The organism is Ensifer adhaerens (genome assembly GCF_000697965.2).
GTDB lineage: Bacteria > Pseudomonadota > Alphaproteobacteria > Rhizobiales > Rhizobiaceae > Ensifer > Ensifer adhaerens.
Map to the genome: position 1 here is coordinate 719,513 of NZ_CP015882.1, position 24,689 is coordinate 744,201.

The following is a 24,689-nucleotide window of genomic DNA, read 5'->3' on the forward strand; positions in this document are numbered from 1 at the left end:
GGGGATTTCCTCGTTCTGGAGTTAGTTGGCAACAATGTTGCCCTGGTAGTCGAGCGCGACCTGCATGGATTTGCCGTCCTTCGAGGCAGTTGCACGCCAGACGCCCTTGTCGTCGAGCTTTAGACCGGTCACATCGGTGTAGCCGGCATCAGTAAGGCGATCCTTGGCCTGTTCTTCAGTGAAACTGTTGGCACCGGCGACGGGCGCTGTTGGATTGGTGGTGTCTGGTGTTGCCACGGCAGGCGTATCACCATCTGCCGTAGCGGGAGGTGTGGCGGTCTGCGCGAGCGCGCCCAAACTCGATACGCCGAGGAAGACCGCGGCTAGCAGGATATTTTTCATGATTTTGTTCCTCGTTTCGATCCTCGAGATGCGGGCATCCGGAGGAAAAATTTGAGATCATAAGAGCCACATCTCCGTTCGTTTCGACCCGGTGAGCAGCATGATGGATTATATGCAGCAGACTGAGGGAACACTGCGCTTCAGCATCAATGCTCCCTTCGGACGGACTCTACATGGCGTCCATGCCCTTGATGGCATTGTCGAGATGCGACGTGCATTTCTCCATGTCGTTCGCCATCATGGCATCTCTCGCCATGGTGAGTTCCTTGGTGGACTCGATCTTTTTTGCGCCGTCGGAGATTTGCGCGACTTGCTGTTCGGCCTTAGCGATTGAAGCTTCATCGCAAACGACCTTTTGCTGTGCCAGAGCGGGGCTGGCAAATGCCGCGATGAGGGCGAAAGTAGCAATCCGTTTCAGCATTTGTATGTTCTCCATTGGGCCGATACGACACCGGCGTTCACCGCGATTGAACGGCAAAACGGGTCGTTCTGTTCCGTTGATAGCGGGCCGAAAAGCGAAGTTTTTTCAAGGAACATCCAAGCGTTTGGTGCGTTAGGAGCGCGTGCAACTGTGGGTCTAGATGTGCGCTTTTTATGGGCTTTTGGCCGCCTTGAGAGTGAACAGCGAGCGCGGGTGCCGGTGCATAGGACGGAGGGCTTTGCGCGCTAGTCTTGTGGGTGGTCGTCAGGGGCGAAGATGCTCCCCGTCTCATCGCCATCCCAGTAGGTGACTTTCGACGCGTGAACCTTGATCATTAAAAGACCGGGTGTGTCCACGCCTTGGGGAAACCATCTTTCAAGCTCGCTCATCCAATGCTCGGCAAACGTCTGCTTGTCACCCACGAGCGAAGCATTCCCTTGGATTGCAATGAAAATACCGGGTTTGCCGAGAAGGCTCGGACGAGCGGTGTAAGTCAGGGCTACCTTCGGATCTGCCTTGATCTCGGTGATTTTTTGTGACTGCTCAAAGCAAAAGAACCAGGTGTCCCCCCTATAGTCCACGTCGCCATTGTTGCTCATTGGTCGACTGGAGATGGTTCCGTCTGCCTTCTTTGTCGAAAGCATGCCGAAGTCGATATTCTTCAGTTCGTTGGAGATGTCGTTGAGCGTCAAAGTCATCGTGCACTCCCGTTGGCGTTCAGGTCCTAACCGCGAGAGCACAAACAGGTTCCTTGACACCGCCCTGGCGCACGTCGTCGGTCACGGTTCGCTGAAACCGGTCGCGGAAACACGGGAGCGACCTGCAGGATCGTTGCGAAAGATCAGTCCACCCCGCGCCTTCGATCGCGCAGGCACGTAGTCAAGCGTGATCTCCGCGGTCTCTATGACATTATCGTTGTCGGTGATTTCGCCACGTACGACGACGGCGGCCGCCGTTCGGTCGGCTGCATTGTTAACATCGAACATGACCAGATATCCGCCAGCACTCCCCGCGCTGCTGACGATCGTCACCGAGAGGTCCGGAGGCCCATCGGCCTGGGTTGCAGCCTGATAGCTGATCCAGCCAATAAGCGCCGTGATCAGGATGGTGGAAACCGCACCGGTCGTCCATTCGATCCAATGCGCTCGACGATTTTCAACGGAGCCTGGTTTCGGGGTCTTTGCCATCACGTTACCTACAGAATGAGGCGCGCTGCGGCTGCGCCGATTGCGCTCGGGAAGGCGAGGACAGCCGTGGCGACAATCGCTTGTGTTGGATCGAGGCCGTCCAGCCGATGAAACGTCCATAGGCAATAGAGGCTGATCGCGAATGCGATGACGTAACCCGGCGTTGTGAAGCGGATAAGGGCATGCCAGCCAGGTGTGTTCTCATCGAGTTCATGGCCGCCTATGAAAGACAGGGCGTAGACGAAGCCATGCATCAGCAGGATCGACGCCAAGATTGCGGCAATGGCGTGCCACAGCGACATCTTAAAGGATATCAGGATCATTTCTTCGGTTGGGGCGACGTTGAGACCGAGAAACAGAGCCCCAACGACCATCATAAAAAGTTCGCCACCGTAACCATCGCCCCGCGTCTCGCCGATCGGATCCTTCTCGTCCTCGCCGCTTTCGGTTCGTGTCCCCAGTTCGCTGCGGCCGAGCAAGGCGCCAATGCTGGCTGGGACCGCCTGAATGGCGATCATTCCAAGCACTTCCGGCAGGGCCTGGCCAATCTTTAGGACGCCAATCATGAAAAGAACAAAGACACTCGCCGCGATACCCAGGCAGTATGCAATGCTTGCGTCTCGCAGCGCTTCGCGCCACGTCGATACATTTTCAAAGCCGATCCGACGCGCAAGGAGGACAAGCAGCGGAATGTTGACCACAAACAAAATAAGCAGCCGGTCGCGGTCGATGTAGAGGCCGAGTTCCCACATTTCCATCGTGAGGAACATAGGCAGCGCAAAAAGCAACGCGCCGGCGAAGCCGCGTGCGAGGCCCTTCGCGAAGCGGCCATGGTCAAAATCGGCCCGCGTCCCGCCCTTGGTCATCTTTCCCTCTCAAGGTTGCTGTCGGCCTCGCAAGGACGCGGCAGCATTTCTCTGACAGAGGTAACGTCGAGAGACAGCGCAAGTTCCTGATGTCCAGCCGGCCGGTCCAGCCCCTCAATGTCGGCGTTTCCTTGCTTGCATCGATCAAGTGCACATCGAACCCGTTCAGCCGTCCGCACTCCGGTGATCGCGACCGGCGCGTAGCGCTCATGCTTTCGTTGCTCAGGGCATTGGAACAATAACAACGTCCACGTCTTTCCACGGGGTTGGTAGCCCTTGGGAAAGGGAATGTTCGTGAAGTTGGAGCAGTAAGCTATGCCCTTGGGTTCTTTCGACAAGGCGGGGAGTGAAGATATCTTGCGAGCGAGGCTTGCGGCCATTGTGGAGTCGTCCTTCGACGCCATCGTCAGCAAGGATCTCGATGGTACCGTGCGAACCTGGAACGGCGCAGCCGAACGCATGTTCGGCTACTCAGCCGAGGAGATGGTCGGGCGATCAATCCTGACGATCATACCCACTCATCTTCACGACGAAGAGCGAGATCTGCTGCAGCGCCTGCGCAAAGGTGAAAGGATTGAACCGTTCGAAACCGTCAGGCAGCGCAAGGACGGCAGCTTTGTAACCGTTTCGCTGACGATCTCCCCGATCCGCAACTCCAAGGGCCGCATCATCGGAGCATCCAAGGTTGCGCGCGACATCACATCCGCAAAGGACCGTGAAAGGCGAATTCGCCTGCTGCTGCGGGAGGTCAACCACCGGGTCAAGAACCACTATGCCATCATTCTTTCGATGATCCGGCAGAGCAGGAGCGAAGAAACGGAACCTGCGGTTTTCCAGAAGGACCTTGAAAACCGCATATGGGCCCTTTCGGCATCCCACGACCTGATTGCGTCGGCAGATTGGCAAGCAACAGATCTAAGAGGCCTGGTCGAAAAGCAGATCGCAGCGTTTCATGCTGAAGCGTTCTGTCAGATTTCTGGCCCGGGCATCGCGCTTGCCCCAGCTGCAATCGAAAATCTTGGGATGGCGATCCACGAGTTAGCCCTTCATTCGTCAAAGGGCGGCGTATTGCGGTCGCGTGCCGGCACGATTTCAATTACCTGGGCGCTGGCCACTTCCCCGGCAGGCCTTGCCTTTTCGATGTCTTGGGATGAGCACCCTGGCCCTGAAGGTCGCGACTATCAGTTGCCGCGCTCGGGTTTTGGCGCGGTCGTTCTAAAGAGGACAGTGCCGCAGGCCCTAAACGCCAAGGTGGAATCCGCCCACGGAGACGGATTTGCCCGGTGGCGGTTGGTCGGGCCCGCGGACCGCTTCCTGGAGTGGCCGCGCTTCTCTCTGTGAAATCACTGCAGTGACCACTGTGCACTGTCACCAAAATGTGACAGGCGGTGCCTGGCGAGAATGAGGTGGCGGCAGGGAGATGGAAAAAGAACGAGGGAGCCATAGTTAGAGCTCGCAAATTCAGCATTCCGCGGTTTAGCGGGAAAGGTTTTGGGGGCAGACGGGTGAACAAACGGCCTGTTATTTCAAAAGTTTGTACGCTTCGGCGGGCAGGTTTGATAATGCAACATAGAATCAGCGCGAATCCGTCAGGGCTGGTCGAATTCCGACTTCGGCAGGAACCGCCGCTGAACCAGAACGTCTTCGCAATCCAGCCACGCACCGTCAGCACACGGTCGCTGTTTCCACTCAATGCTTGCTCTTTCCTCGGAGTCTGAATGTCCGCCACCGCAACCAGAAGATCGAGCTTGAGTTCGCGCTCGTTCCGCGCGCTTTTGGGCCTAGAAGCGGGCGTGGCCCTCGGCCTGGCAGGCACCCTCTTCTTTTTTGTCGCAAGCAGCGTCGTTGCCTATCTCAACCTGGAGGCCCTGCAACGGGGCAACGAGAGGATTGTACAAACCCACGTTGCCATTGTTTCTCTCGACGAACTGCTGTCGCTTGTTCAGGATGCCGAGACCGGTCAGCGTGGGTTTTTGTTGACCAATAGTGGGGGCTACCTTGCCCCCTACAACGCGGCAGTTCGCGCCATTCGGCCAAAACTCGATCAGATCGGTCAACTGACTGCGAGCAATCCGGGCCAAAGTCAGCGGCTGGTGGCTCTCAGGCAACATGTGGACGCCAAGCTCGCGGAACTCGGGGCGACCATCGATCGGAGACGGGCCGACGGTCTTGAGGCGGCGATTGCGATGGTAAACTCCGATCGCGGCAAGATCGAAATGGATGCCGTCCGCGCGCAGATTGCGGCCATGTCGGGCGCTGAGCTGGAAGTGCGCCTTGATCGATTGGCCGAAATGGAGAATGCGCAGAAGACTGCGCGGCTCAGCACTCTCCTTTCTGGTCTTCTCGGAATTGCTTTGACCGCAGCAATCGCCCTCCTCATTCGCAAGGCCACGATCGTCCGCCGAAGGGATGAATGGCTTCAGGCTGGTCAGGTCGGGTTGGCGTCGGCGATGATGGGCGATCAGTCGATCGAGCAGCTGAGCAAAAGTATTCTCGACTTCCTGGCGCCTTACGCAGGCGCCATTGCCGGTGCGATCTTCATTCGCGGTGATGGTTCGTTCCAGCGGGCTTGTAGTCGTGGCGTTCCGCCCGAGGCGAACTTGCCAATGACGGTTCGACCCCGCGAAGGCCTCTTGGGTCAAGCGGTTGCGGAAGGGGGTTCAATCGTCGTCGACGATGTCCCGGATGGTTACCTGGCCTTCGGTTCCGGGCTTGGGATGGACAAACCACGCCATCTCGCGATCCAGACCGGAAAGGTCGATGGTTCAGTGAATTCGGTGATCGAGCTCGGCTTTCTTGGGCCAATCGACGAGACCATCGTCACCTTTCTTGACCGCGCATCGGAGGCTATCGCGATTGCCGTGAAGGCAGCGACCTATCGCGGCCAGCTTCACGACCTGCTGGAGGAAACGCAACGGCAGTCCGAAGAGTTGCAAACGCAAAGCGAGGAGCTGCGCGTTTCAAACGAAGAGCTTGAAGAGCAGGGGCGGGCGCTGAAGGAATCTCAGGCGCACCTCGAGCAGCAGCAAATTGAACTTGAGCAGACCAATGCTCAGCTGGAAACACAAGCCCAGCGGCTTGAGGCTCAGCGCGACGAGCTGGAGCGCGCGAACGTATCGATATCGGCCAAGGCGAAGGAACTAGAGCAGGCAAGCCAATACAAATCCGACTTCCTTGCCAATATGTCCCACGAGTTGCGCACGCCGCTGAACTCTTCCTTGATTTTGGCCAAGCTGCTTGCGGACAATCCCGACGAAAACCTGACTGAGGAGCAGGTGAAGTTTGCCAAGACGATCCAATCCTCGGGCAATGATCTCTTGAACCTGATCAACGATATTCTCGATCTCTCCAAGATCGAGGCCGGGCATGTCGAAATCCGGCCGGAAACCGTTTCGCTCGAGCGACTGGCCGGCAACCTTCGTCAGGTGTTTCTGCCGCTGGCGACCGAGAAGAAACTCGGGTTTTCCGTTGAACTTGCTGAGGAATGTCCGCTCACTATCGAGACCGATCCGTTGCGGCTTGAACAAATTCTCAAGAACTTGCTTTCAAATGCGATCAAGTTCACCGAGACCGGCAAGGTCACCTTGGTGATTGGTTCGGTTGGCGAGGGCAAGGTTAGCTTCTCCGTCAGCGACACCGGAATCGGAATTGCACAGGAACATCAGCGGGCGATCTTCGATGCCTTCCACCAGGCCGATGGCACAATCAGCCGTAAGTATGGCGGCACCGGGCTCGGCCTTTCCATCTCTCGGCAACTGGCGCGGCTTTTGGGCGGAACGATCGTGCTTCAAAGCCAGGCGGGACGGGGTAGTACGTTTACCGTTACCATCGGGGAACGGTTCGATGTGGCCAAGCCGACAGCTCTTGCGCCAAGTCCAGGAACGCTCGCAACGACGGTCACGGCGCAAAAGGCAGGTACGGTTACGCCCAGGCCGATCCGCCGGATCGACGACGACCGAGATGTTCTGACAAATACAAAACGCGTGCTGCTGGTAATCGAAGATGATGACACTTTTGCCGGCATCGTGCGTGATCTGTCGCGGGAAATGGGCTTCCAGGCAATTGTCGCGGCAACCGCCGAAGAGGCGCTTTTGCTTGCGAAGGAATTCATGCCAAGCGCCGTCGTGCTCGATATAGGGTTGCCGGACCAATCGGGCCTCGCCGTCCTCGACCGGCTGAAGCATGATGTCTTGACCCGTCATATCCCGATCCATGTCGTGTCGGGGAGCGATCACGCCGAGAGTGCCTACTCTCTCGGGGCTGCCGGTTATGCCATCAAGCCCGTCAATCGAGAAGAACTGTTGAAGGTTCTGCAAAAGCTCGAGGCGCGGTTTACGAAACAAATGCATCGCGTCCTGGTCGTCGAGGACGATCCGGTGCAGCGCGAAGCGGTGGCAAAACTGATCGGCACCCAGGACGTCGAGACGGTGACCGCCAGCACCGCCGCCGAATGCCTTGACCTCCTGAAGCACCAGACTTTCGACTGCATGGTGCTTGACCTGTCGTTGCCTGACGCGTCGGGATATTCGTTGCTGGAGACGTTGAGCTCACAGAGCGCTTATGCCTTCCCGCCTGTCATCGTCTATACTGGACGCGAACTCTCGGCGGATGACGAGCAGAAGTTGAGGCGCTTCTCGAAGTCGATCATCATCAAGGGGGCAAAATCCCCCGAGCGACTGCTCGATGAAGTGAGCCTGTTCCTGCATCAGGTGATATCGGAACTGCCGGACGAACAGCAAAAGATGATCCGCAAGGCGCGCAACCGCGATGCGCTGTTGGAGGGGCGTCGCATTCTCGTGGTGGAAGATGATATCCGAAACGTCTACGCGCTAACCAACATTCTTGAACCGCGCGGTGCGATCGTCGAGATCGCGCGCAACGGCCGCGAGGCACTGGAGGTTCTCGAAAAAGCTTCATCTGGCCCCGGGCGCCCGATTGAGCTCGTGCTGATGGACGTCATGATGCCTGTGATGGATGGTTTGGTCGCGACCGCTGAAATCCGAAGGAACCCGACTTGGAAGAAGTTGCCGATCATTGCGCTGACCGCCAAGGCAATGCCGGACGATCAGGAGCGCTGCATTGAGGCTGGGGCGAATGATTACATGGCCAAGCCGCTGGACGTCGACAGGCTGCTGTCGCTGGTGCGTGTATGGATGCCCAAATGAGCGAAGCCACCGCCGTTGAAAAGGTAGAAGACATCGAAATCCGGTTGCTGCTGGAAGCACTGTTTCTCAAATACCACTATGACTTTCGCAACTATGCGATGGCCTCGATCAAGCGCCGCCTGAAAAAGGCGCGCGAACAACTGGGGTTCGATACTTTCTCGGCGATGCAGGAGGGACTTCTGCACGATCAGGCAATGCTGCCGCAATTGCTGCGTTTTCTGACCGTCCAAGTGAGCGAGATGTTTCGCGATCCGAGTTACTTCCAGGCGATCCGGGAAAAGGTCGTTCCCCACTTGAGGACCTACCCTTCCTTGAAGGTGTGGATTGCTGGCTGCAGCAGCGGCGAGGAGCTTTATTCGCTGGTTATCCTGTTTCGCGAAGAAGGCCTCGAAGATCGAACGATCTTCTATGCCACTGACATCAGTCATGAAGCGCTGGAGGCGGCCGAGGCCGGCGTCTATGCACTCGACAGGATACAGCTTTTCACCGAGAACCATCGCAAATCGGGTGGAAAATCATCGTTGTCGGACTACTATCAGGCGGCATACGGCAAGGCGCTGTTCGATAAGACCTTGCGCCGCCATGTCGTGTTTTCGGATCACAGCCTGGTGACCGACGCCGTTTTTGCAGAAATGCACCTCATATCGTGCCGAAACGTCATGATTTACTTCGACCGCGCGCTTCAGGACCGCGCGGTGGGTCTTTTCAAGGACTCGCTCGCTCGCAAAGGTTTCCTCGGGCTCGGCGCCAAGGAGAATTTGCGCTTTTCCCTTCATGCCGATGCGTTCACGGATTTCGTGCGTGAGGAGAAGATCTACCAAAGGCGTGTCGAATGACGCCAGCAAAAGCTCAAGCGGTGATCATTGGCGCTTCGGCGGGGGCTGTCGAAGCACTTTCGGCAATCCTGCCGGCGTTGCCGCGAAGCTTCCCGTTGCCCGTGATCGTGGTCGTTCACGTTCCATCCGACAGGCCGAGCCTTATGGTCGACCTGTTTCGTGCAAAGTGCCGGTTGCCTGTCGAGGAGGCCGAGGACAAACAGTCGCTCGAGGCCGGCACGATCTATTTTGCACCGCCGGACTATCATCTGCTCGTTGAAACGGACAGGAACCTGTCCCTTTCCTCTGATGAGCCTGTCCTCTTCTCACGCCCGTCAATCGACATACTTTTCGAAAGTGCTGCCGATGCCTTCGGGCCGGATCTTATCGCGATTGTCCTGACCGGCGCCAACCGAGATGGGGCAGACGGCCTGGCGGCTGTCCACAATGCAGGCGGAACGGTGATCGTGCAAAACCCCGAAGGCGCTCACGCTCGCGCCATGCCGGAAGCTGCAATCCAATCATGCCCGAGCGCCCTCGTCCTGTCGCTCGATGCCATTGCCGAATACTTGAAAGAGGTCTGAGAACAACTATGGAGCCCGTCCCGTTTCTACTGGTCGATGACCTCGAGGAAAATCTCATATCGCTGGAGGCACTGCTCCGCCGAGACGATCGCCTTCTCATGAAGGCGCGGTCCGGCGATCAGGCGCTTGAGATCCTGCTTCGACAAGACGTGGCGCTCGCGCTTGTCGACGTTCAGATGCCGGGTCTGGACGGTTTCGAACTTGCCGAGTTGATGCGCGGCAACGAACGCACGCGACACATTCCCATCATCTTTGTGACGGCGGGTATTGCAGACGGCCGACGCCGTTTTCGCGGCTACGAGGCTGGCGCGGTGGACTTCATCCAAAAGCCGATTGAACCGGACGTTCTGTCAAGCAAAGTCGACGTGTTCTTCGAACTGTACCGGCAAAGGCAGCAACTCGCCGCTCAACGAGATGAACTCGCTGCCCAGGCGCAGGCGCTTAAGCAGGCAGCAGAGCACAAGGATATTCTGCTGCGGGAAATCAATCACCGCATCAAGAACCTGTTCAGCCTCACCGCCGGGTTGATCTCGGTGAGCGCCAGGCAAGCCACAACCGTTTCCGATCTAGAGGCTGATCTACGGTCGCGGCTACACGCACTGTCTCGCGCCCACGAACTTACGCTGCCCGACCTTGTCGGGGAGGACGATCGCGGAGATATTGCGACGACGGTTGTGGCTCTGTTGAAGGCGATCGTTGCGCCACACGACCACGCTCACGGCTCTCGAATCCTGATCTCCGGAACGGACGCTCCCCTCGGCGACAAGGCACTGACGTCAATGGCGCTCCTTCTGCACGAACTGACCACCAACGCTGTCAAGTATGGTGCCCTTTCCGGCCCTGCGGGGCAATTGAGCATCGACCTTTCGACTTTCGACGAAGAACTTCACGTCAAGTGGAGTGAACACGGATCACATCCGTTGTCCCAGAGCTCCGAAAGGACGGGATTTGGAACAACGTTGGAGAAAGCGGCAATCTTGGGATTGAACGGATCGCTGGCGCGAAATTGGCGGACAGATGGGCTTTGTCTGGCGCTCCGCATCCCGCTAGCTAGTTTAAAAAACTGATCGGTCCCCGCAAGGACGCTTGACGCACTTTTGTTTGTGGTGTGCTGGCATAAAGCTGCTAATCGAGCAGTTTACCGGGGTTAGTGCCCATTCCCGGTTGCTCCTAAAATCGGTACTCGCCGACGTCCCATTTAATAGGTTAATCGCTCATTCTATAAGGGCGCGCGACCAGAGATATTCATTCGCCCTGCGGACAGGACTCGACGCTGCTCGGGCTTGAATTCCGGTCTGCCTGCCACACCTAAACTTTACCCGGGCCTGCGGAAATATAAACGCTCATTGTCGCAGTCCCTATCGAAACCGAGCCCGTACGGGCTCGTCCCAGCGGGGCGCATATGAGCCAACGTGAACCTGCCGACGACACGCCCTGGATTAAGAAGGCCGACGAGTTGGAGGCGCTGTTCCAATTGACGGACGGACTATACGGGGCTCCGTGGGAATCTCTGCAATAGCACCCGTTAAGGGAATTGGAAGTTCTTTGGATTGAAGCGGTTGGTTCGAATTGGCCTGAAGCGTTCAAGGGGTCTGTCAATTTCGTTCCAGAGATAGTCGCCGGTGAGCGCGATATGCGCCCATGGAAGCGGTGCGACCTGGGAGAGAAGATCGTCTGGAATGGCGATGCCTTGGCCGCGCACGTAATCGACGGCTCGGCTGAGATAAACCGTGTTCCACAGGATGATCGCGTTGACGACGAGGTTGAGGCCGGAAGCCCGGTAGGCCATGGTTTCAGCGACGCGATTGCGCAGCTCACCAAGCTGGTGGAGAAAGACGGCGCGGGCAAGGGCATGACGGCTTTCCCCTTTGTTGAGGATGGCGTGCGATCTGCGTCGCAGCTTCGTGTCGAGCAACCAGTCGCAGATGAAGATCGAGCGCTCGATGCGGCCCATTTCGCGCAGCGCCTGATTGAGCCGGTTTTGCCGGGGCGACGCGGCAAGTTTCTTGAGGATCACCGACGGCGGCACCAGACCTGCGGATTCCGATCTGAAGCCGGCCACCATTCCGATCAAAATCCGGCCATCGTTCCGATTTGAAGCCGGCCACGATTCCAATCAAAGACCGGCCGGTTTCCGGCTCTGAAGATACCCCTTGGGTCAGCAACTTTGGCATCAAGCCTCCCGGTACACGAGGAGAGTTTGATGCCAGCGAAGAGAAGGCTGACCATGCGACAATTACGACAGATGCTCCGGCTTGCCGGAAGCGGGACAAGCAGCCGAGAGATTGCGGTGATCCTCGGCGTTGCCCGCAGCACCGTCCAGGATAACCTGAAGCGGGCTGCGATGGCAGGGTTGAGCTGGCCATTGCCGGGAGAGCTGACAGACGATGCTCTTGAGTCTCGGCTTTTCGCCCGCGCCGGCGTCAAGCAGGGCCAACGGCGACGTCACGAGCCGAACTGGGCACAGCTCTCTATCGAATTGAAGAAGCCCGGCGTGACACTGCTGATCCTGTGGGAGGAATATCGCAGCGTCCATCCCGATGGTTATGGCTATAGCCGTTTCTGCGAGCTGTTCCGCGGGTTCGAGCAGCGCCTTTCGCCGACGATGCGCCAGGAGCATGCGGCCGGCGACAAGGTCTTCGTCGACTATTCCGGTAAGAGGGTGCCGATCGTCGATCGCAAGACTGGCGAAGTCCGCGAGGCGGAGCTGTTCCTTGGCGTGCTCGGCGCATCGAGCTACACCTTCGCCGAGGTGACCTGGACCCAGACCTTACCGGACTGGGTCGGCTCACATGTGCGCATGTTCGCCTTCTTCGGCGGTGTGCCCCGCCTGGTCGTGCCCGACAATCTGAAGTCCGGCGTCAGCCGCGCCAGCTTCTACGATCCCGAGATCAACCGCAGTTACGGCATGATGGCGTCCCACTATGGTGTCGGCGTTCTGCCGGCCCGACCGCGACGCCCGAAGGACAAAGCGAAGGTCGAGAACGGCATGCGCTTCGCCCAGAGTTGCCTTCTCGGCCGCTTGCGCAAACAGACGTTCTTCTCGCTCGCCGAGGCCAATGCCGCAATCGCCGACGTGCTGGAGCGCATCAACAATCATGTCATGCGCCGGTTGGGTGTCAGCCGCCGCCATCTCTTCGAGACGGTCGAACGCGCGGCGCTCGCAAGCTTGCCCGCCGAGGAGTACGAGTTCGCCGAATGGCGCTTTGCGCGGGTCTCGACGGATTACCATGCCGAGTTCAGGAGCTTCTTCTATTCCGTCCCGCACGCGCTCATTCGTCAGCAGGTCGATATCCGGGCGACCGCGCGAATGATCGAGATCTTCCATCGCGGCAAACGCGTCGCGGTCCATCAGCGCCGCTATGGCGGGCCGCGCTATGGAACAGACCCCGCGCACATGCCGAGCTCCCACCGCCGATACGCCGAATGGACGCCGGAGCGCTTCCGGCGCTGGGGCGCGTCCATCGGTCCGCAGACCGAAGGGCTGATCGTCGCCATTCTCGCCAGCCGGCCACATCCCGAGCAAGGCTTCAGAACATGCCTCGGCATCCTGCGCCTCTATCGCGACCTCGGCCGCGAGCGCGCCGAGGTCGTTTCGGCACGGGCCGTCGAGATCGGCGGCCTGACCTGCAAGACGATTGCCTCGCTCATCGCAACCCACAAGGCCCCCAGACATTCCACCGAACCCGCCGCCGTCATGGAACACGCCAATCTGCGTGGCCCCGGCTACTTCCATTGAGGAGACACCTGATAATGCTGACCAATCCCACCATCGACATGCTGCGCGAACTCGGCCTGACAGGCATGGCCAGCGCCTATCAGGAGCTCGAGGCGCAGCCGGAAGCCAGACACCTCGAGCATGGCGAATGGCTCGCTCTGCTGCTCGAACGCGAGGCGACCACGCGCCGCCAGAAGCGCTTCGAGGCAAGGGCTCGCGCCGCGAGGCTGCGCCATGATGCCCAGATCGAGAACATCGACTTCCGCGCCGCCTGCGGCCTCGATCGCAATCTCGTCCTGAAGCTCGCCAACTGCGACTGGATCAGGCAACACCATAGCCTCTTGCTGATCGGACCCGCCGGCGTCGGCAAGAGCTGGCTGGCCTGCGCGCTCGGACACAAGGCATGCCGCGAGGACTTCTCCGTCGCCTATCATCGCCTGCCCAGGCTGTTCGCCACCCTTGCGCTGGCGCGCGGCGACGGCCGATATCCCAAGGTCCTCAAGGCGCTCGCCAGAACCGACCTGCTCATCCTCGACGACTGGGGTCCGGAGAAGCTCAACGACGAGCAGCGGCGCGATCTCCTGGAGATCGTCGAGGACCGCTACGAGAAGCGATCCACCATCGTCACCAGCCAGGTGCCCGTCGATCACTGGTATGACATGATCGGCAATCCTACGATCGCCGATGCAATCCTCGACCGCCTTGTCCACAACGCCTACCGCATCGAACTGCACGGCGAGAGCTTGCGAAAGCAGCGTCAAACACCATCCGCCGCTTGACCGCGCGACAATCACGCGCCATGCAAAACAACGACCCAGGGGAGCATCAACTGGCCGGCTTCAGATCGGAATGGTGGCCGGAATGAAATCGGAATAGGTGGCCGGCTTCGTTTCGGAATCAGCGGCCGACTTCACCGGAATACGCACCAGACCTGCGCCGATCGAAGCCTTCAGGCGCAATACCTCATCCCAGTGCTGCTCGATGACATCCATATTGACAGTTCCCGCGATCAGCGCGTCAAGCGGGGCGTAAGCCGGATCTGGATCGATGACGAACAGCCTGCGATTGCCGAGATTGCGGATCCGCGGAATGAGCCTGTAGCCGTAGGCATGGAACATCGAAAACGTCGTTTCGGTCGCGCCGGCGGTGTCTGTGGCGTGCTCATGGATTTCGATGGAGCTTTCGTTGTGAAGGAGCCCATCGAGCACGTAGGGCGCCTCGCTCTCGGATGCCTGGATCATGCGGGAGAAGAAGGAGGCGAAGCGGTTGGACAGGAAGCCATAGAGCGAGGCGCCGGGCCGCTTGCCATATTTTGCATTGTAATCGAGGCTGGCTTCGCCGCGGCCGCCGGCCGGAAAGAACTGACCGTCCGAGGAGGAGATATGGCCATCGCCCCAGATCGCGGCAAAGGGATGGACTTGCTGCGCATCGACCAGAACGGCGGTCGCCGTGGCATACGTTTCCGAGCGCACATGCCGGTCCACCATCAGCATCATCTGATGGATGGTGACACCACGCGAGCTTTCGGCCATGCGCTCAGCGCCTGCATTGGTCGCGTCGGCAAGGATCGCGGCCATCAGCGCCGCCTCATCGCTCGCCGTCTCACCGGTGCGATAATGGGTGAAGCTGTCGAGAAATCTGGTCCAGCTGTGAACTTCGGCGAGCAGGCTGGTGATCCTGATCCGTGGAACAAGGATATAAAGACGCCGGCTGAGCGCCACGACCCTATCGCGCTCCTCCTCGCGAATAGCCGAGATCGACAGACCCTTGTCGGAAATCACCGCATCCGGAATGGCGTTGGACGCAGCCGCTTGAGCCAGGGCTTTCAGTTTGGCGTCAAGCGTGGCAGTGCGTTCGGCCCGCCAGGCCGCGAAGCTGTCCGGGATGGCAAGCCCCAGCCTTTTTTCCGCGCGCATCAGGGCGAAGGTCGCGCGTGGCAACAGATAATCTTCGAAACTTCGCCATGCCCGGCTGCCATCGACCCAGATGTCGCCGGCCCGCAGACGATCCCGCAGGTGGACCAGCACCGCCACTTCCCAGGCGCGGAAGTCGATCTCGCCGCCGCCGGACCGGACACGTCGTCGCCATTTGCGGGTCAGGAAGGCAAGCGGCACGTGGGCGGGCAGCTTTCGTCCGCGGTAGAGCGCGCGCAGATAATCCACTGCGGCCAGAAGCGGTTCGTCGGGACGGAAGGACCGGAAACAAAACGTGTCGAACAGGAGCCGCGCCAGCTTGCGCATCGACTTGTGCCGCTCCACCAGTTCGTCGAATTCGTCACTGCGATCAGGACGAACAACAGATGTGGCTGCCGCCATACTGGCCAACAGTCCTTCCCAGCCGATGCTGGATGCGATTGCGGAGGCAAAATCAGCGTTGCTCCCGCGTGCCGTCACAAGCGCCTCACCGAGCTGAAGATGATTGAGCGCCACACCGGCAAGGATCTCCGCTTCTTTCAGCCGGCGTTCTTTGCGGCTGACCTCGGCTTTGCGGCGGGCGCTGCCAATCAGTTTGCAGAACATGTCGACCGCAAGATCGGTGATCGACGCCTGCTTCTCGATGACGAAGGCGGTCAACGTGGCATAGCGACGCTCGACTGTCAGTCGCCGTATCTCACGCGCATGCAGGATGCGGGCTTCCCGGGCGATGATGCCATAGCGGTTGGCATGGATCGTCTTGCGCCTTTCATCCGGAATGGCGGCGGGACGCAAAACCTCAAGGCGGGCGATCAAACCCTTGAGGTTCTTCAGCTTCGCCCCTTCGGGCGCTTCCGCGATCCAGCCGAGGTGGCTTCGGTCTCCAATCCGGTTAGCGACAAGCTGGTCAAGGACCTCAACGGAGGGCTGGCCCAAACCCCGGATCAACTCTCGATAAGCATGCCTGCGCGCCGCTGCCCGACCGGCCATCGCCAGGCGTATCAGCAGTTCGGGACCAGGAACGAGGAGCTTCCCGTCCTTCAGCGCCTCGATAACCGCCTGTGCGATCGGCATACCCTTCTCGGTAGCGGCCGCCTCGCGTGCGGCCGCGGTGATCAGACTACGGTAATCGCTCGCCCGGACAGCACGCAGCCCAAGAGCGGCAACGATCTCGCGCGCATGTTCCCGGCGTGTTTCCTCACGTTGTGCATAGAGGCCAAAAACGGCAGGCTCGATGCCGAGCTGATCGGCGACAACCGAGATAATTGCCTGAGGCGGCCCGCAGAGGCCGCCCCAGATCCCGGACCAACGCAAGCTGGATCGCAAAGCCCAATCGGTTGTGCGAACGGCGATGCCCCTTGGCGAAGGCAATATCCTCAACCGAGAGCGCATAGCGCGCCAACGCTTCTTCATAAGCTTCGGGTGGCTCGAACAGAATGGCACGCGACTGCGCGTCGAGGAAGGACATCGATCGTGCCTGCCCTCAAAGTGAGGTGTCGGGCGCGACTTTCTTCCCGGGCCCGGTCCATCCAATCCGCCTCAGTGTGTCGATCAGCGTGGAGCGCGGCACCTTGAAAGTCCGGCAAACGGACGCCTTGCTGGCGCCGCCTTCCAGAGCCGCAAGAATCTGTTCGACCTTTTCGGCGTCGATTGCCGGTGGCCTGCCGCCCTTGCGACCGCGTCGGCGCGCCGCGGCCAGGCCCGCATTGACCCGCTCCGTGATCAGCGCTCTTTCGTATTCGGCAAGCGAGCCAAACAGGTTGAACAAAAATGAGCCATGCGAGTTCGTCGTATCCATTGCCTCGGTGAGAGACCGGAAGGCGATACCGCGCGCCTTCAGTTCCTCGACAATCCGGATCAGATGCGAAAGCGAGCGCCCCAGCCGGTCGAGTTTCCATACGACCAGAACATCGCCCCTGCGCAGTTCCTCCAGACAGGCCTTCAGGCCGGGTCGATCGTCGCGCGCACCAGACGCGCGATCCTGATGCAGATGGCGTTCATCCACGCCAGCCGCAAGCAGCGCGTCACGCTGCAGAGCGACCGACTGGCGCTCGTCACAACTGGATACCCGCATGTAACCGATAAGCATGTACGACAAACCCCAAATCTGAATTTGCCGTACAATGTCACATACCGACAGGGTTTGTCGCGCAGAAAACCGCCGTCTTTTTGAGATCACCTTGAGCCTTGAGGGCGCTACGCGGAAATCACCTGTTTCCCGTCACCATCAAATCCCCTTAGCGAGTATTGTTGCAGAGTTCCACGGGCTCCAGATAGTCGCGGTTCAAGCGGCCGCTCGCCGTCACTTCGGGAACAAGAACGTTACAGCCGCTCTGAAACCCCATCCTTCTGGACCGTGCTCGGGTGCTTGTGCCCAGTACCGCGCACCCGCTGTGAAGCTCACGGGCTGCTCACCGAATTTCACCAGCTTTGACACCTGAAAATTGACCGGAACCGACCACTCGTCCTGCATCCAGTCGTATGAGCTTTCAGTGTTCAGCGAAAAAGTCCATGCATCGGGTGTCGTATAGGAAACGAATGGCTGCAGAAACGTCGAACTGACATCCTGCCGGTCGCTTTGGCCGGCGAAAGACCAGATATGGTTGGCCAGTATCCCGTATGTCCAGGGTCCGTCCTGTTTCAAGGCGACAGCCGTGGGGCCAGCTCCCCATTTTCCACTCCCAAGCAGTTCATCGGTCGCTGTTGGGATCAGGAAGACCGGCCCAGCGCCCCAGATGATCCCGCCTGGTCCAGGTTGCTTGGGGGAAACGAAAAGGCTCTGGGTGATATCGCCGAGACCGAACTGGTGCCCGGATTGCCCAGCTATGTCATTTTGCGAGATCACGGGCATGATTGTGCGCGAGATGATGTTCCAGTCTTCGTTTAGCGAGATTGGGATGACTGGTTGGATGTTGAGGACTTCGCGGTTGCCGTCCTCCGGGCCGTAACCGCGGTCATAGTTGAACTGAAAGGGCACGCTGATGAGCGAAGCAATCGGATTGCTGAGCTTCTTGGCGAGGTCCGCGCCGGACTCTTGAGCAACGGCTGACCCAACGCTGGCCATGAAAGATACTGCCAAACAAATCATTCTGTGGTGCGGCTTCATTTTGTGACCTCGGCCCCTGGATTCGAAGTTTTTCTGTGCTGCTTTGCCTCAAGACGGCAGTGGTGCAGCTCGCGTAACGGCACAGTCAGCGGACCACGATCGGTCCGCTCGTTGTCTATAAACATCCGCGGAACGTCGCGAACAGCCCATGAGCATCCTAAAACCGTACCACCAGGCCGAGGATGGGCCCCTGCTGAACGGTGTCGAACACGAACCCGTCGTCGCTGTAGTCCACACCGAGGGCGCGGTAACCGGCAACCGCCGAAATCGTGTCGCTGAACCGGTAGCCGATCGTCGCCGCGACATCCCAGTCGAGATCGGCGCCACCTGCCCCAATGAACCCCCACCCCGTCAGATAGATTTCGGGAGTGAGCGAATAGGTGCCGCGAAGGCCGGCCAAACCGTCCACCCAGGTTTCACCATCGCTTCTGGAGCGCCCATCGAGAATGCCACCGCTGAAGGAAAGCTCGCTTTCGACGGACCACACGCGCAGGCCGCCGACGATTTCGAGCCGCGCGGTGCTGGTTTCGAAAACGGAGTACCCTGCACCGAGCATCCCGGCAAAAGTCTCGGATCTGAGCTCGACGTCTGTGGCAAGAATGCCTCTTGGCGTGCCAGCCTGCCCCGAAATCTTGGTGTACATGACATCGCCGAAGATGCTGTAAGGTCCATTACGGGCCTCGCCCATCGCCATGGCGCCGAAATCGAGGTGATCGAAGATGTCGCTGAAACTGGCGTCGACGTCCACCGCAGGCAATCCGAATTGCCCAAGTTCGCCCGACAATCCAGCTGCCCAGAAATAGGGTGCAAAAGAAAAGGTCCAGCCGCCCTCTGTAGTCGTCTGCTGAACCTCCGTCGTCATCGGCGAATAGACGTCCGCAGCCATCGCCCCGCTGCTAGCGAGACAAGCTCCGATCGCCGCCAGAGCACGAACCAAGTATAATTTCATGCTATCCCCCATTGGTGGTCGCTGATGCGACCGAGATCGATCCGCGTCCCGAGCAGACATCGATGAAGATCGCAGTTTGGCCAAATGCTATTTGCGTTAAGGTCTTGCGCGCTACTGGCTACAATTCTCGCTCCTAACCCGATTATTCTTCCCGCAAACGCTGTTGGTCGTGGTCGTTCCACTGGATGGCCCGACAAGCATCTCGACATGCTGAGCGTAGTTTTGCCTTGTGTTCTGATCGACGATCGCGGCCGGAGCGGAAACAACCAGGCCCGCGGCGGTTCCAACCGTTTGCGCGGCTCCCGCGGTCGCTGCCACGATGTGGTCGCCAAGTCCCAGGCGACTGTCGGTTAAGGTCTGTCCGCTCGACAGACGAGTACCGATCAGTTGTACGATCTCCGGCGACTCCGCAAACTTGGTGTGGTGCAGATTGTCGCCCGCTTTGATCTTGGTGAGATCGATGACCGAGATTTCGTTCACTGCCAGTTCCTCCTTGTAGGGAGACTGCTCCGGATCAATGGCGCCCAATCGGGAAACATTGCCCCAGACACGTCGAGAAACTGCGAGGGCGCGATCATCACGGGACACGAAAAGTGTAAAGCGCGGACGTTGTTTGCCCATATCGGCGATCTGCGAGCTGAAAACGTTGACGTCGACGTCCGGCGCCGCCAACATGACATTCTTGAACTTGCCCGGAAGTCCGTCATTGCGGATGGCCATCTGGCGCAGGGATTCGAGTGCAAGCCAGTTACCCATCGAATGCGCGAGGATCGAGACCTCCTTCACCTCCGGATCGCGCGCCAGATACTGGAACAAGTTTTCCACGGCATTGCGCGTATAGTTCGTGCTTTCGCGATCGTAGCCATAGGCCAGAAGGCTGCCGCGAGACGGCCACGTTGCGAGCACCGGCACACTCCGGGCACCTGAATCGTGGACGATCTGCGCGAAGCGGAAGACTGCATCCTCAAAATGATTGTTGAACCCGTGGATGAAGACAAGGACGCTACCATCCGGGCTCTTTCGCACTTTCGTGTTCAACCAATTTTCGGCCGTCGCTCGGTCGATTTCCTCAGCTTTCAGCGTTGCGAAGTCCGTCTTCGGGTTGGGCGGAAGTTTGCGTGGCCAGGCGACTTCGCCCGCCTTACGGGCAGCGTCAGGCGGGATCGACACCGTAATGTCCGCAAAGGTCGGACTAGGCGCGCGCTCGCCGCTAAACATTTCGCCTCGCTTTGTGGCTCGACCCCGCGTCGTCGCGATCAACATCTCAACCTGGCTGGCCGACGAGACGGCTGCGACTGGCTCGAGGACGCCTGTCGGCCTGCTTGCACAAGCAGAGAGCAGAGTGACGCTTAGGCCAACGACCAAGGATAAATACGGTCTTGATTTCGCGCCACCGTTGGCGTCCAGGGGTAGGTAGCGCGTCAACTATTCACTCCTGTTCGACAAGAACTGCACTTCAGCCGTTGGAACAACGACAGGGCTTTCAACTGGAGGGCTAAAAGATCTAATCGTGGTTGTTTATACTTCGCGATCGAACAAGGGGGGGGAAGCGTCTATCTACATTTCGTTCGTTATTCGACTACAGCGTTACAATAGGCCTCAGATCGCCGCTTGCCATTTCATGCCAAAACTACTTCAGAAGCCGCCAATTTCCAACTTGGTGGACAGCCGACCGGGTTCGTCAAATCCAGTCGCCGTGTTGCGCCGCCGGTGCAAATGCCGGCCGGCGGCAACCGTCCTCGGTCATGATGACCACAAGAAGCAGAGGCGCCAACCAAGCATCAGCACAGTCGGGGGAGAACTATTCGGCCACAATGATGCCGGGCGGCTGCCACGTCCCTTCGCCGACCGGCAATATAGAAGGCGCTTCCGTCTTCGGCCAGTACAGGCGCATCACGAGATAGATTGTGCCATTCGGCGCAGGCAGCCAATTGGATTCCTTGTCCGCGCCAGGGCTGTCTTTCTGAATATAGAGGGTGAGCGAACCATCCTCGTTCTTCTTCATGCCTGGCAACATCGGTGAGTTGATGAGGTAGCGATTGATCGGATTCTCGATCAGGAGCTGGCTCTTGCCGTCGTACATCGTCACCGACCAGAAAGAGTTCACCGGCGGGAGTTGTCCGGCGGGAAAAGTGATCTTGTAGTTATGCTTGCTGGCGTCGAGTGTTTCACCTTTCGCATCTGTGCGGGTGAAGGGACACATGGCTTCCACGGCGTCGTTCCCATAGAGCCCTGCCTTGGCCGCGGCGGCACGCTTCAGCCAATCTCCCTTGTAAAAGTTGCGATCGCCAAAGAACGAACCGACGCTCCAGCCGTTGATCACCTTGTTTCCGCTGGCCGCGAACTTCGTGACTTTGTCATCACCACGTTTCATACCAAGGCCGATTTCTAGTTTGTGAGCGATCGGAAGCTCCTTGAAATCGAATGATTTACCCGGGCCCACACCGATACGTGCGAGCTTGGCGCGAATGGCCTTGTCCTCTTCCGTGGGCGGCACGAATTCGAGGGCGGCATCGAGATAGTCGAAGAAGTTGTCTTTGATGCCCTGCGTTGTGGCTGGCAAGAAGTCGATCTTCTGGGCGGCGGGCGGTGTGGGTTGCTTTAAGAAGGCCGAGAGCGGCTGCACGTTGTAGCCGGCCTGCACCTTTTCCACGTTCGGCAGATCTTCAACGTTGATCAGCTGGGTTCGAAAGTTGGCGAACACGAACGGCGTGGTTGACGAGAAGACTTGTTTGATGCCGGCAGGCTCCTCGCCTTTCCAGTCAGGTCCAACAACCAGATAGGAACCCGGAACGTTTCCCGTAGCGCGGCTACCGATATAGCCGAAGTTATAGGTGTTACCGTCTATCAACTGCACCGAATAATAGCGCTCCTTCTCCACCGCCGGCACGGTGATCACCATCGGCTCGGCACGCAAATCCAGCCACAGAATGGAGTACGGCGTGTCGCTGTTCGGCGTAATGATTGCCGTGTCCGCCGGGGTGGCGACGTGGTGCATGTTGTCGATCTTATTGAATGGCGCCTTGAACTGGCTGGACTTCGGATCGACGGCGAACTCGTGCATGACCGCGTAATTCATCACGAGCGGCAGGCCGTAGATGAAGCCTTCCTCGGCGATGTCCTTGGCCTCGACAAGGCCGGGGTAGCTCTGTGCCATCAGCAGGCTTGGCCTCGCAAGCGCGGCGCCAGCGGCGATTACCGCGGTGGATCGAAGTAGATCTCGCTTCGTCAACATTTGCCGTATCCTATATTGTTCGATAAGTTATCGAAACGACGCGAACTGCAGGACAGTTCTGGAACCCTGGACGCAATTGTCCGGTTTTGCGGCGACACTCATAACCCGCCTGTACCAAACTGCGGCCAACAAAAAGGGGCGGCTTCGCGTATCCCGGTAGGCGGCGGGCCTTTAGGTTCCCCCCTGCGCCGTTGGCTCGCCGTCCCACCAGTGACGTCAAAGTCTCTTGAAGATTTCGTCCTTACAGACCAGACCGCCCATCACGCAGCCGCTCACCTTGATGTCGCTGCCTGCGATCTCGGCCTTGCCGGTATACTCCTTGCCGCCGTTGGTGAAGTCGATCAGCTTGCCGGAATACTTTCCGTTGCCAGTGGACGCGAAAGCGGCGAACTGCTTGCCGTTGAACGCGCCGCTCGTGTAGGTCATGCAGAAGCCAGCTCCGCAAGCTGCCACCTTTGCCGTTGCGCCCGTCTTCGGGGTTCTAAAATCGCCTTCGATCGGGTCGGCATGGGCCGCTCCGGTCGTCAGCAGCATGACGGCGGTCGCCATCATCATTCTGCGAATAACAATCTTCATGACAAACTCCAATGTCTTCGGCCAGCAGTGGCCATTGGTTCATTCACAGGTAGCCTCATCCTGCACATGTAAACATTGACTGCGTATCGACACTCTTTGGAAGAGCTTATCCGGTGGAAGCCCGTGGGATCGTCGGCGCGTCATGCGAGCTATCGGTCCACAGTGCCTGCGTTTTCTTCGGCGAAAGCGCAGCCCGGTCGTTTGTCACTCGGTAGGGTGGCCAGCCGTCCCTGATTACTCGTTCTAGTCGCCGGACATTAAACTAGTCGTCTCCCGGCCGGAGGGTAGCGTTACGGCGCTGTAAAGACACCCAGATTGACAAGCTGGACGCGTCTGTTGCTGGCCGCATCGCCTTTCGAGCCGTCGATTGGGAAATACTCGCCGACACCAACTGCGTAGAGTCGATCAGGGTCGACCGCGAATGTCGTTGAGAGAATCTCCCCTATGGCTGCGGCCCGTTTCTCGCTGAGGTCCAAATTATGTTTGTCGCTGCCTGTTGAACTCGAGTGGCCGACAATGAGGAACTTGTAGGCCCAGAGATTCGGATGATGAAGCGCATCGGCAATCAAGCCGAGCGTCCTGTAGGACTCTGGCTTGATCATGACCGAGTCGTTCTCGAAGTCGATCTCGACAACCATTTGCGGAAGCTTGGCGATCTTGCCCCAGTTCGGAAGTGATGCCATCGCCACTCCGCCCCCGTCTATAGCTTCCTGGCGGAGAATGGCGATGTCGATGAACGGAGCCGCGCGAACGATCTTGCCAAGCCCTGAGACGATCCGTTGTTCGGAGACCTCCTGAGCGGCCGCGAAATCCGGTGCCATCGATGCAGCGAGTGAAAGTGTGAGGAGTAGGGAACGAATCCTGGTCATATGACTACCTCCAGCCGGCATCGGTGATCGCCTGATTACACGCGTTACCCACGCGCTTTTCGGCCTTGATAAGGCATGCCAGGCGGTAACCGTCGCCCTTCACGCTCGAGCAGAGCTGCGCGATATCGTGTTTGCAGACATTCGCGTATGCGGCCTGGGCCTGCTCCCGTTGGCTGATCGAGGTGAGCACAGTCGATATCGATCCGATGCAGAGCGGTGAGATTTTGGCTGCGTTTTTCTGGAGGCAATCGGCAATCCGCCCGTTGCCGAGATTGAGGCCGTGGCAGAACTTCTTGATGTCGGCACCGCAGTCCTGCGCCAGTTTCGTGACGGCGTCGGCGTAGCTAAGTGTTTCTGCGCGCGTCGCCCCCGCTAACGCGAGACCGATTAACAGTGTGGCTATTATGGCACTTTTTGTCTTCAAGGCTTCGTCTCCTTCAGTTCTGAGGTGGCTCGATTTCTTTGGACAGGAGCCCGCAGAATCTTATTCCCGCGATCTGATACCCGGTCTAAGTGCTCACGAAGCCAGCCGTGCCGGCAATGAGAAAGAGGGGGAGGTTTGGATGATGGGTACAAGATCTGAAACGACGGGTGGCGGCTTCATCTGTGGTCCTTCGGCATTTTGGCTGAGAGTACCTGGATAAGAGCATATTGTCGGCCTTGGGGAAAAGTTATCGACGCTTGCGCGATCCACCGGCCCCTCTTCGGGATAGTGTCCATTGGACCCCATCGAGAAGGTTCCGCCTTCGATGAGGATCATGCCGGCGCGCGCGCGCGCTGCAACGGTGGTTCCGTGAGTCGATTTCAAAGTCACGCTCGCCCCTTGACCCCCATGACGACAACGCGTTCACAACGCTTGGTTACAGCGTTACAGTAAGCGCAAGTGCGTCGCTTGCCATTTAATGCCAAGGGCACTTGACCGCCCACAAAATTCAGAGTTTCC

20 protein-coding genes and 2 pseudogenes are annotated in these 24,689 nt (G+C 58.8%); 7 read left to right on the forward strand and 15 right to left on the reverse strand.

The window, feature by feature from the left end:
- Positions 1-21 precede the first annotated feature (21 nt).
- The 5 genes from FA04_RS30995 to FA04_RS31015 form a co-directional block, all read right to left on the reverse strand.
- Positions 22-342 (reverse strand): PepSY domain-containing protein, encoded by a 321-nt coding sequence (locus FA04_RS30995; protein WP_060530546.1) that lies wholly within the window; start codon positions 340-342, stop codon positions 22-24.
- 169 nt (positions 343-511) lie between these two features.
- Entirely contained in the window at positions 512-763 is a 252-nt protein-coding gene (locus tag FA04_RS31000; RefSeq protein ID WP_034794901.1) for a hypothetical protein, read from the reverse strand.
- A 245-nt stretch (positions 764-1,008) separates the two neighbouring features.
- Positions 1,009-1,461 carry a pyridoxamine 5'-phosphate oxidase family protein gene (locus FA04_RS31005; protein ID WP_034794899.1) on the reverse strand — a complete coding sequence of 151 codons (453 nt, stop codon included), beginning with the start codon at positions 1,459-1,461 and terminating at the stop codon, positions 1,009-1,011.
- Positions 1,462-1,542: 81 nt separating this feature from the next.
- Positions 1,543-1,950 carry a TIGR02588 family protein gene (locus FA04_RS31010; RefSeq protein WP_034794896.1) on the reverse strand — a complete coding sequence of 136 codons (408 nt, stop codon included), beginning with the start codon at positions 1,948-1,950 and terminating at the stop codon, positions 1,543-1,545.
- An 8-nt stretch (positions 1,951-1,958) separates the two neighbouring features.
- Entirely contained in the window at positions 1,959-2,816 is an 858-nt protein-coding gene (locus FA04_RS31015; RefSeq protein ID WP_034794893.1) for a TIGR02587 family membrane protein, read from the reverse strand.
- A 315-nt stretch (positions 2,817-3,131) separates the two neighbouring features.
- Here FA04_RS31015 and FA04_RS31025 point away from each other — a divergent pair, with 315 nt between their 5' ends.
- The 5 genes from FA04_RS31025 (at position 3,132) to FA04_RS31045 (ending at position 10,447) form a co-directional block, all read left to right on the forward strand.
- Positions 3,132-4,157, forward strand: a complete 1,026-nt coding sequence (locus tag FA04_RS31025) for a PAS domain S-box protein (RefSeq protein ID WP_082573053.1) — start codon at positions 3,132-3,134, stop codon at positions 4,155-4,157.
- A gap of 377 nt (positions 4,158-4,534) precedes the next feature.
- Positions 4,535-7,981: a response regulator gene (locus tag FA04_RS31030; RefSeq protein WP_051659320.1), complete on the forward strand. Its 3,447-nt coding sequence runs from the start codon at positions 4,535-4,537 to the stop codon at positions 7,979-7,981.
- Positions 7,978-8,817 (forward strand): CheR family methyltransferase, encoded by an 840-nt coding sequence (locus tag FA04_RS31035; RefSeq protein ID WP_034794888.1) that lies wholly within the window; start codon positions 7,978-7,980, stop codon positions 8,815-8,817. The genes FA04_RS31030 and FA04_RS31035 overlap by 4 nt, the downstream gene beginning before the upstream one ends.
- Positions 8,814-9,380, forward strand: coding sequence for a chemotaxis protein CheB (locus FA04_RS31040; RefSeq protein WP_034794885.1), 567 nt, complete (start codon positions 8,814-8,816; stop codon positions 9,378-9,380). The genes FA04_RS31035 and FA04_RS31040 overlap by 4 nt, the downstream gene beginning before the upstream one ends.
- 8 nt (positions 9,381-9,388) lie before the next feature.
- Positions 9,389-10,447, forward strand: coding sequence for a response regulator (locus tag FA04_RS31045; RefSeq protein WP_034794882.1), 1,059 nt, complete (start codon positions 9,389-9,391; stop codon positions 10,445-10,447).
- 458 nt (positions 10,448-10,905) lie between these two features.
- Here the strand turns inward: FA04_RS31045 and FA04_RS31050 are convergent.
- A pseudogene (locus FA04_RS31050) lies at positions 10,906-11,427 on the reverse strand (Tn3 family transposase); the annotation flags it as partial.
- 156 nt (positions 11,428-11,583) lie between these two features.
- Here FA04_RS31050 and istA point away from each other — a divergent pair.
- Both istA and istB read left to right on the forward strand, forming a co-directional pair.
- The gene (gene istA, locus FA04_RS31055) at positions 11,584-13,119 is read left to right on the forward strand and encodes an IS21 family transposase (protein WP_029742513.1); all 1,536 of its coding nucleotides are present in this window, start codon (positions 11,584-11,586) and stop codon (positions 13,117-13,119) included.
- Between the two features lie 14 nt (positions 13,120-13,133).
- Positions 13,134-13,877 carry an IS21-like element helper ATPase IstB gene (istB, locus tag FA04_RS31060; protein ID WP_034794875.1) on the forward strand — a complete coding sequence of 248 codons (744 nt, stop codon included), beginning with the start codon at positions 13,134-13,136 and terminating at the stop codon, positions 13,875-13,877.
- Between the two features lie 144 nt (positions 13,878-14,021).
- Here istB and FA04_RS31065 read toward each other — a convergent pair.
- The 9 genes and pseudogenes from FA04_RS31065 to FA04_RS31105 form a co-directional block, all read right to left on the reverse strand.
- Positions 14,022-16,479 (reverse strand): annotated as a pseudogene (locus FA04_RS31065) (Tn3 family transposase); the annotation flags it as partial.
- A gap of 15 nt (positions 16,480-16,494) precedes the next feature.
- A complete protein-coding gene (locus FA04_RS31070) occupies positions 16,495-17,100 on the reverse strand; it encodes a recombinase family protein (protein WP_034794871.1) in 606 nt (201 codons plus the stop codon).
- Between the two features lie 213 nt (positions 17,101-17,313).
- Positions 17,314-18,075, reverse strand: a complete 762-nt coding sequence (locus FA04_RS31075; RefSeq protein ID WP_234852765.1) for a transporter — start codon at positions 18,073-18,075, stop codon at positions 17,314-17,316.
- A gap of 199 nt (positions 18,076-18,274) precedes the next feature.
- Entirely contained in the window at positions 18,275-19,066 is a 792-nt protein-coding gene (locus FA04_RS31080; RefSeq protein ID WP_034794865.1) for a hypothetical protein, read from the reverse strand.
- Between the two features lie 111 nt (positions 19,067-19,177).
- Positions 19,178-20,431, reverse strand: a complete 1,254-nt coding sequence (locus tag FA04_RS31085; RefSeq protein ID WP_234798905.1) for an alpha/beta hydrolase — start codon at positions 20,429-20,431, stop codon at positions 19,178-19,180.
- Positions 20,432-20,867: 436 nt separating this feature from the next.
- Positions 20,868-22,301 carry a DUF1254 domain-containing protein gene (locus tag FA04_RS31090; protein WP_034794862.1) on the reverse strand — a complete coding sequence of 478 codons (1,434 nt, stop codon included), beginning with the start codon at positions 22,299-22,301 and terminating at the stop codon, positions 20,868-20,870.
- A 216-nt stretch (positions 22,302-22,517) separates the two neighbouring features.
- Positions 22,518-22,877: a DUF2147 domain-containing protein gene (locus tag FA04_RS31095; protein ID WP_034794846.1), complete on the reverse strand. Its 360-nt coding sequence runs from the start codon at positions 22,875-22,877 to the stop codon at positions 22,518-22,520.
- 290 nt (positions 22,878-23,167) lie between these two features.
- Positions 23,168-23,746, reverse strand: coding sequence for an OmpA family protein (locus FA04_RS31100; RefSeq protein WP_034794843.1), 579 nt, complete (start codon positions 23,744-23,746; stop codon positions 23,168-23,170).
- 4 nt (positions 23,747-23,750) lie between these two features.
- A complete protein-coding gene (locus FA04_RS31105; RefSeq protein WP_127890125.1) occupies positions 23,751-24,170 on the reverse strand; it encodes a cysteine rich repeat-containing protein in 420 nt (139 codons plus the stop codon).
- Positions 24,171-24,689: the final 519 nt, after the last annotated feature.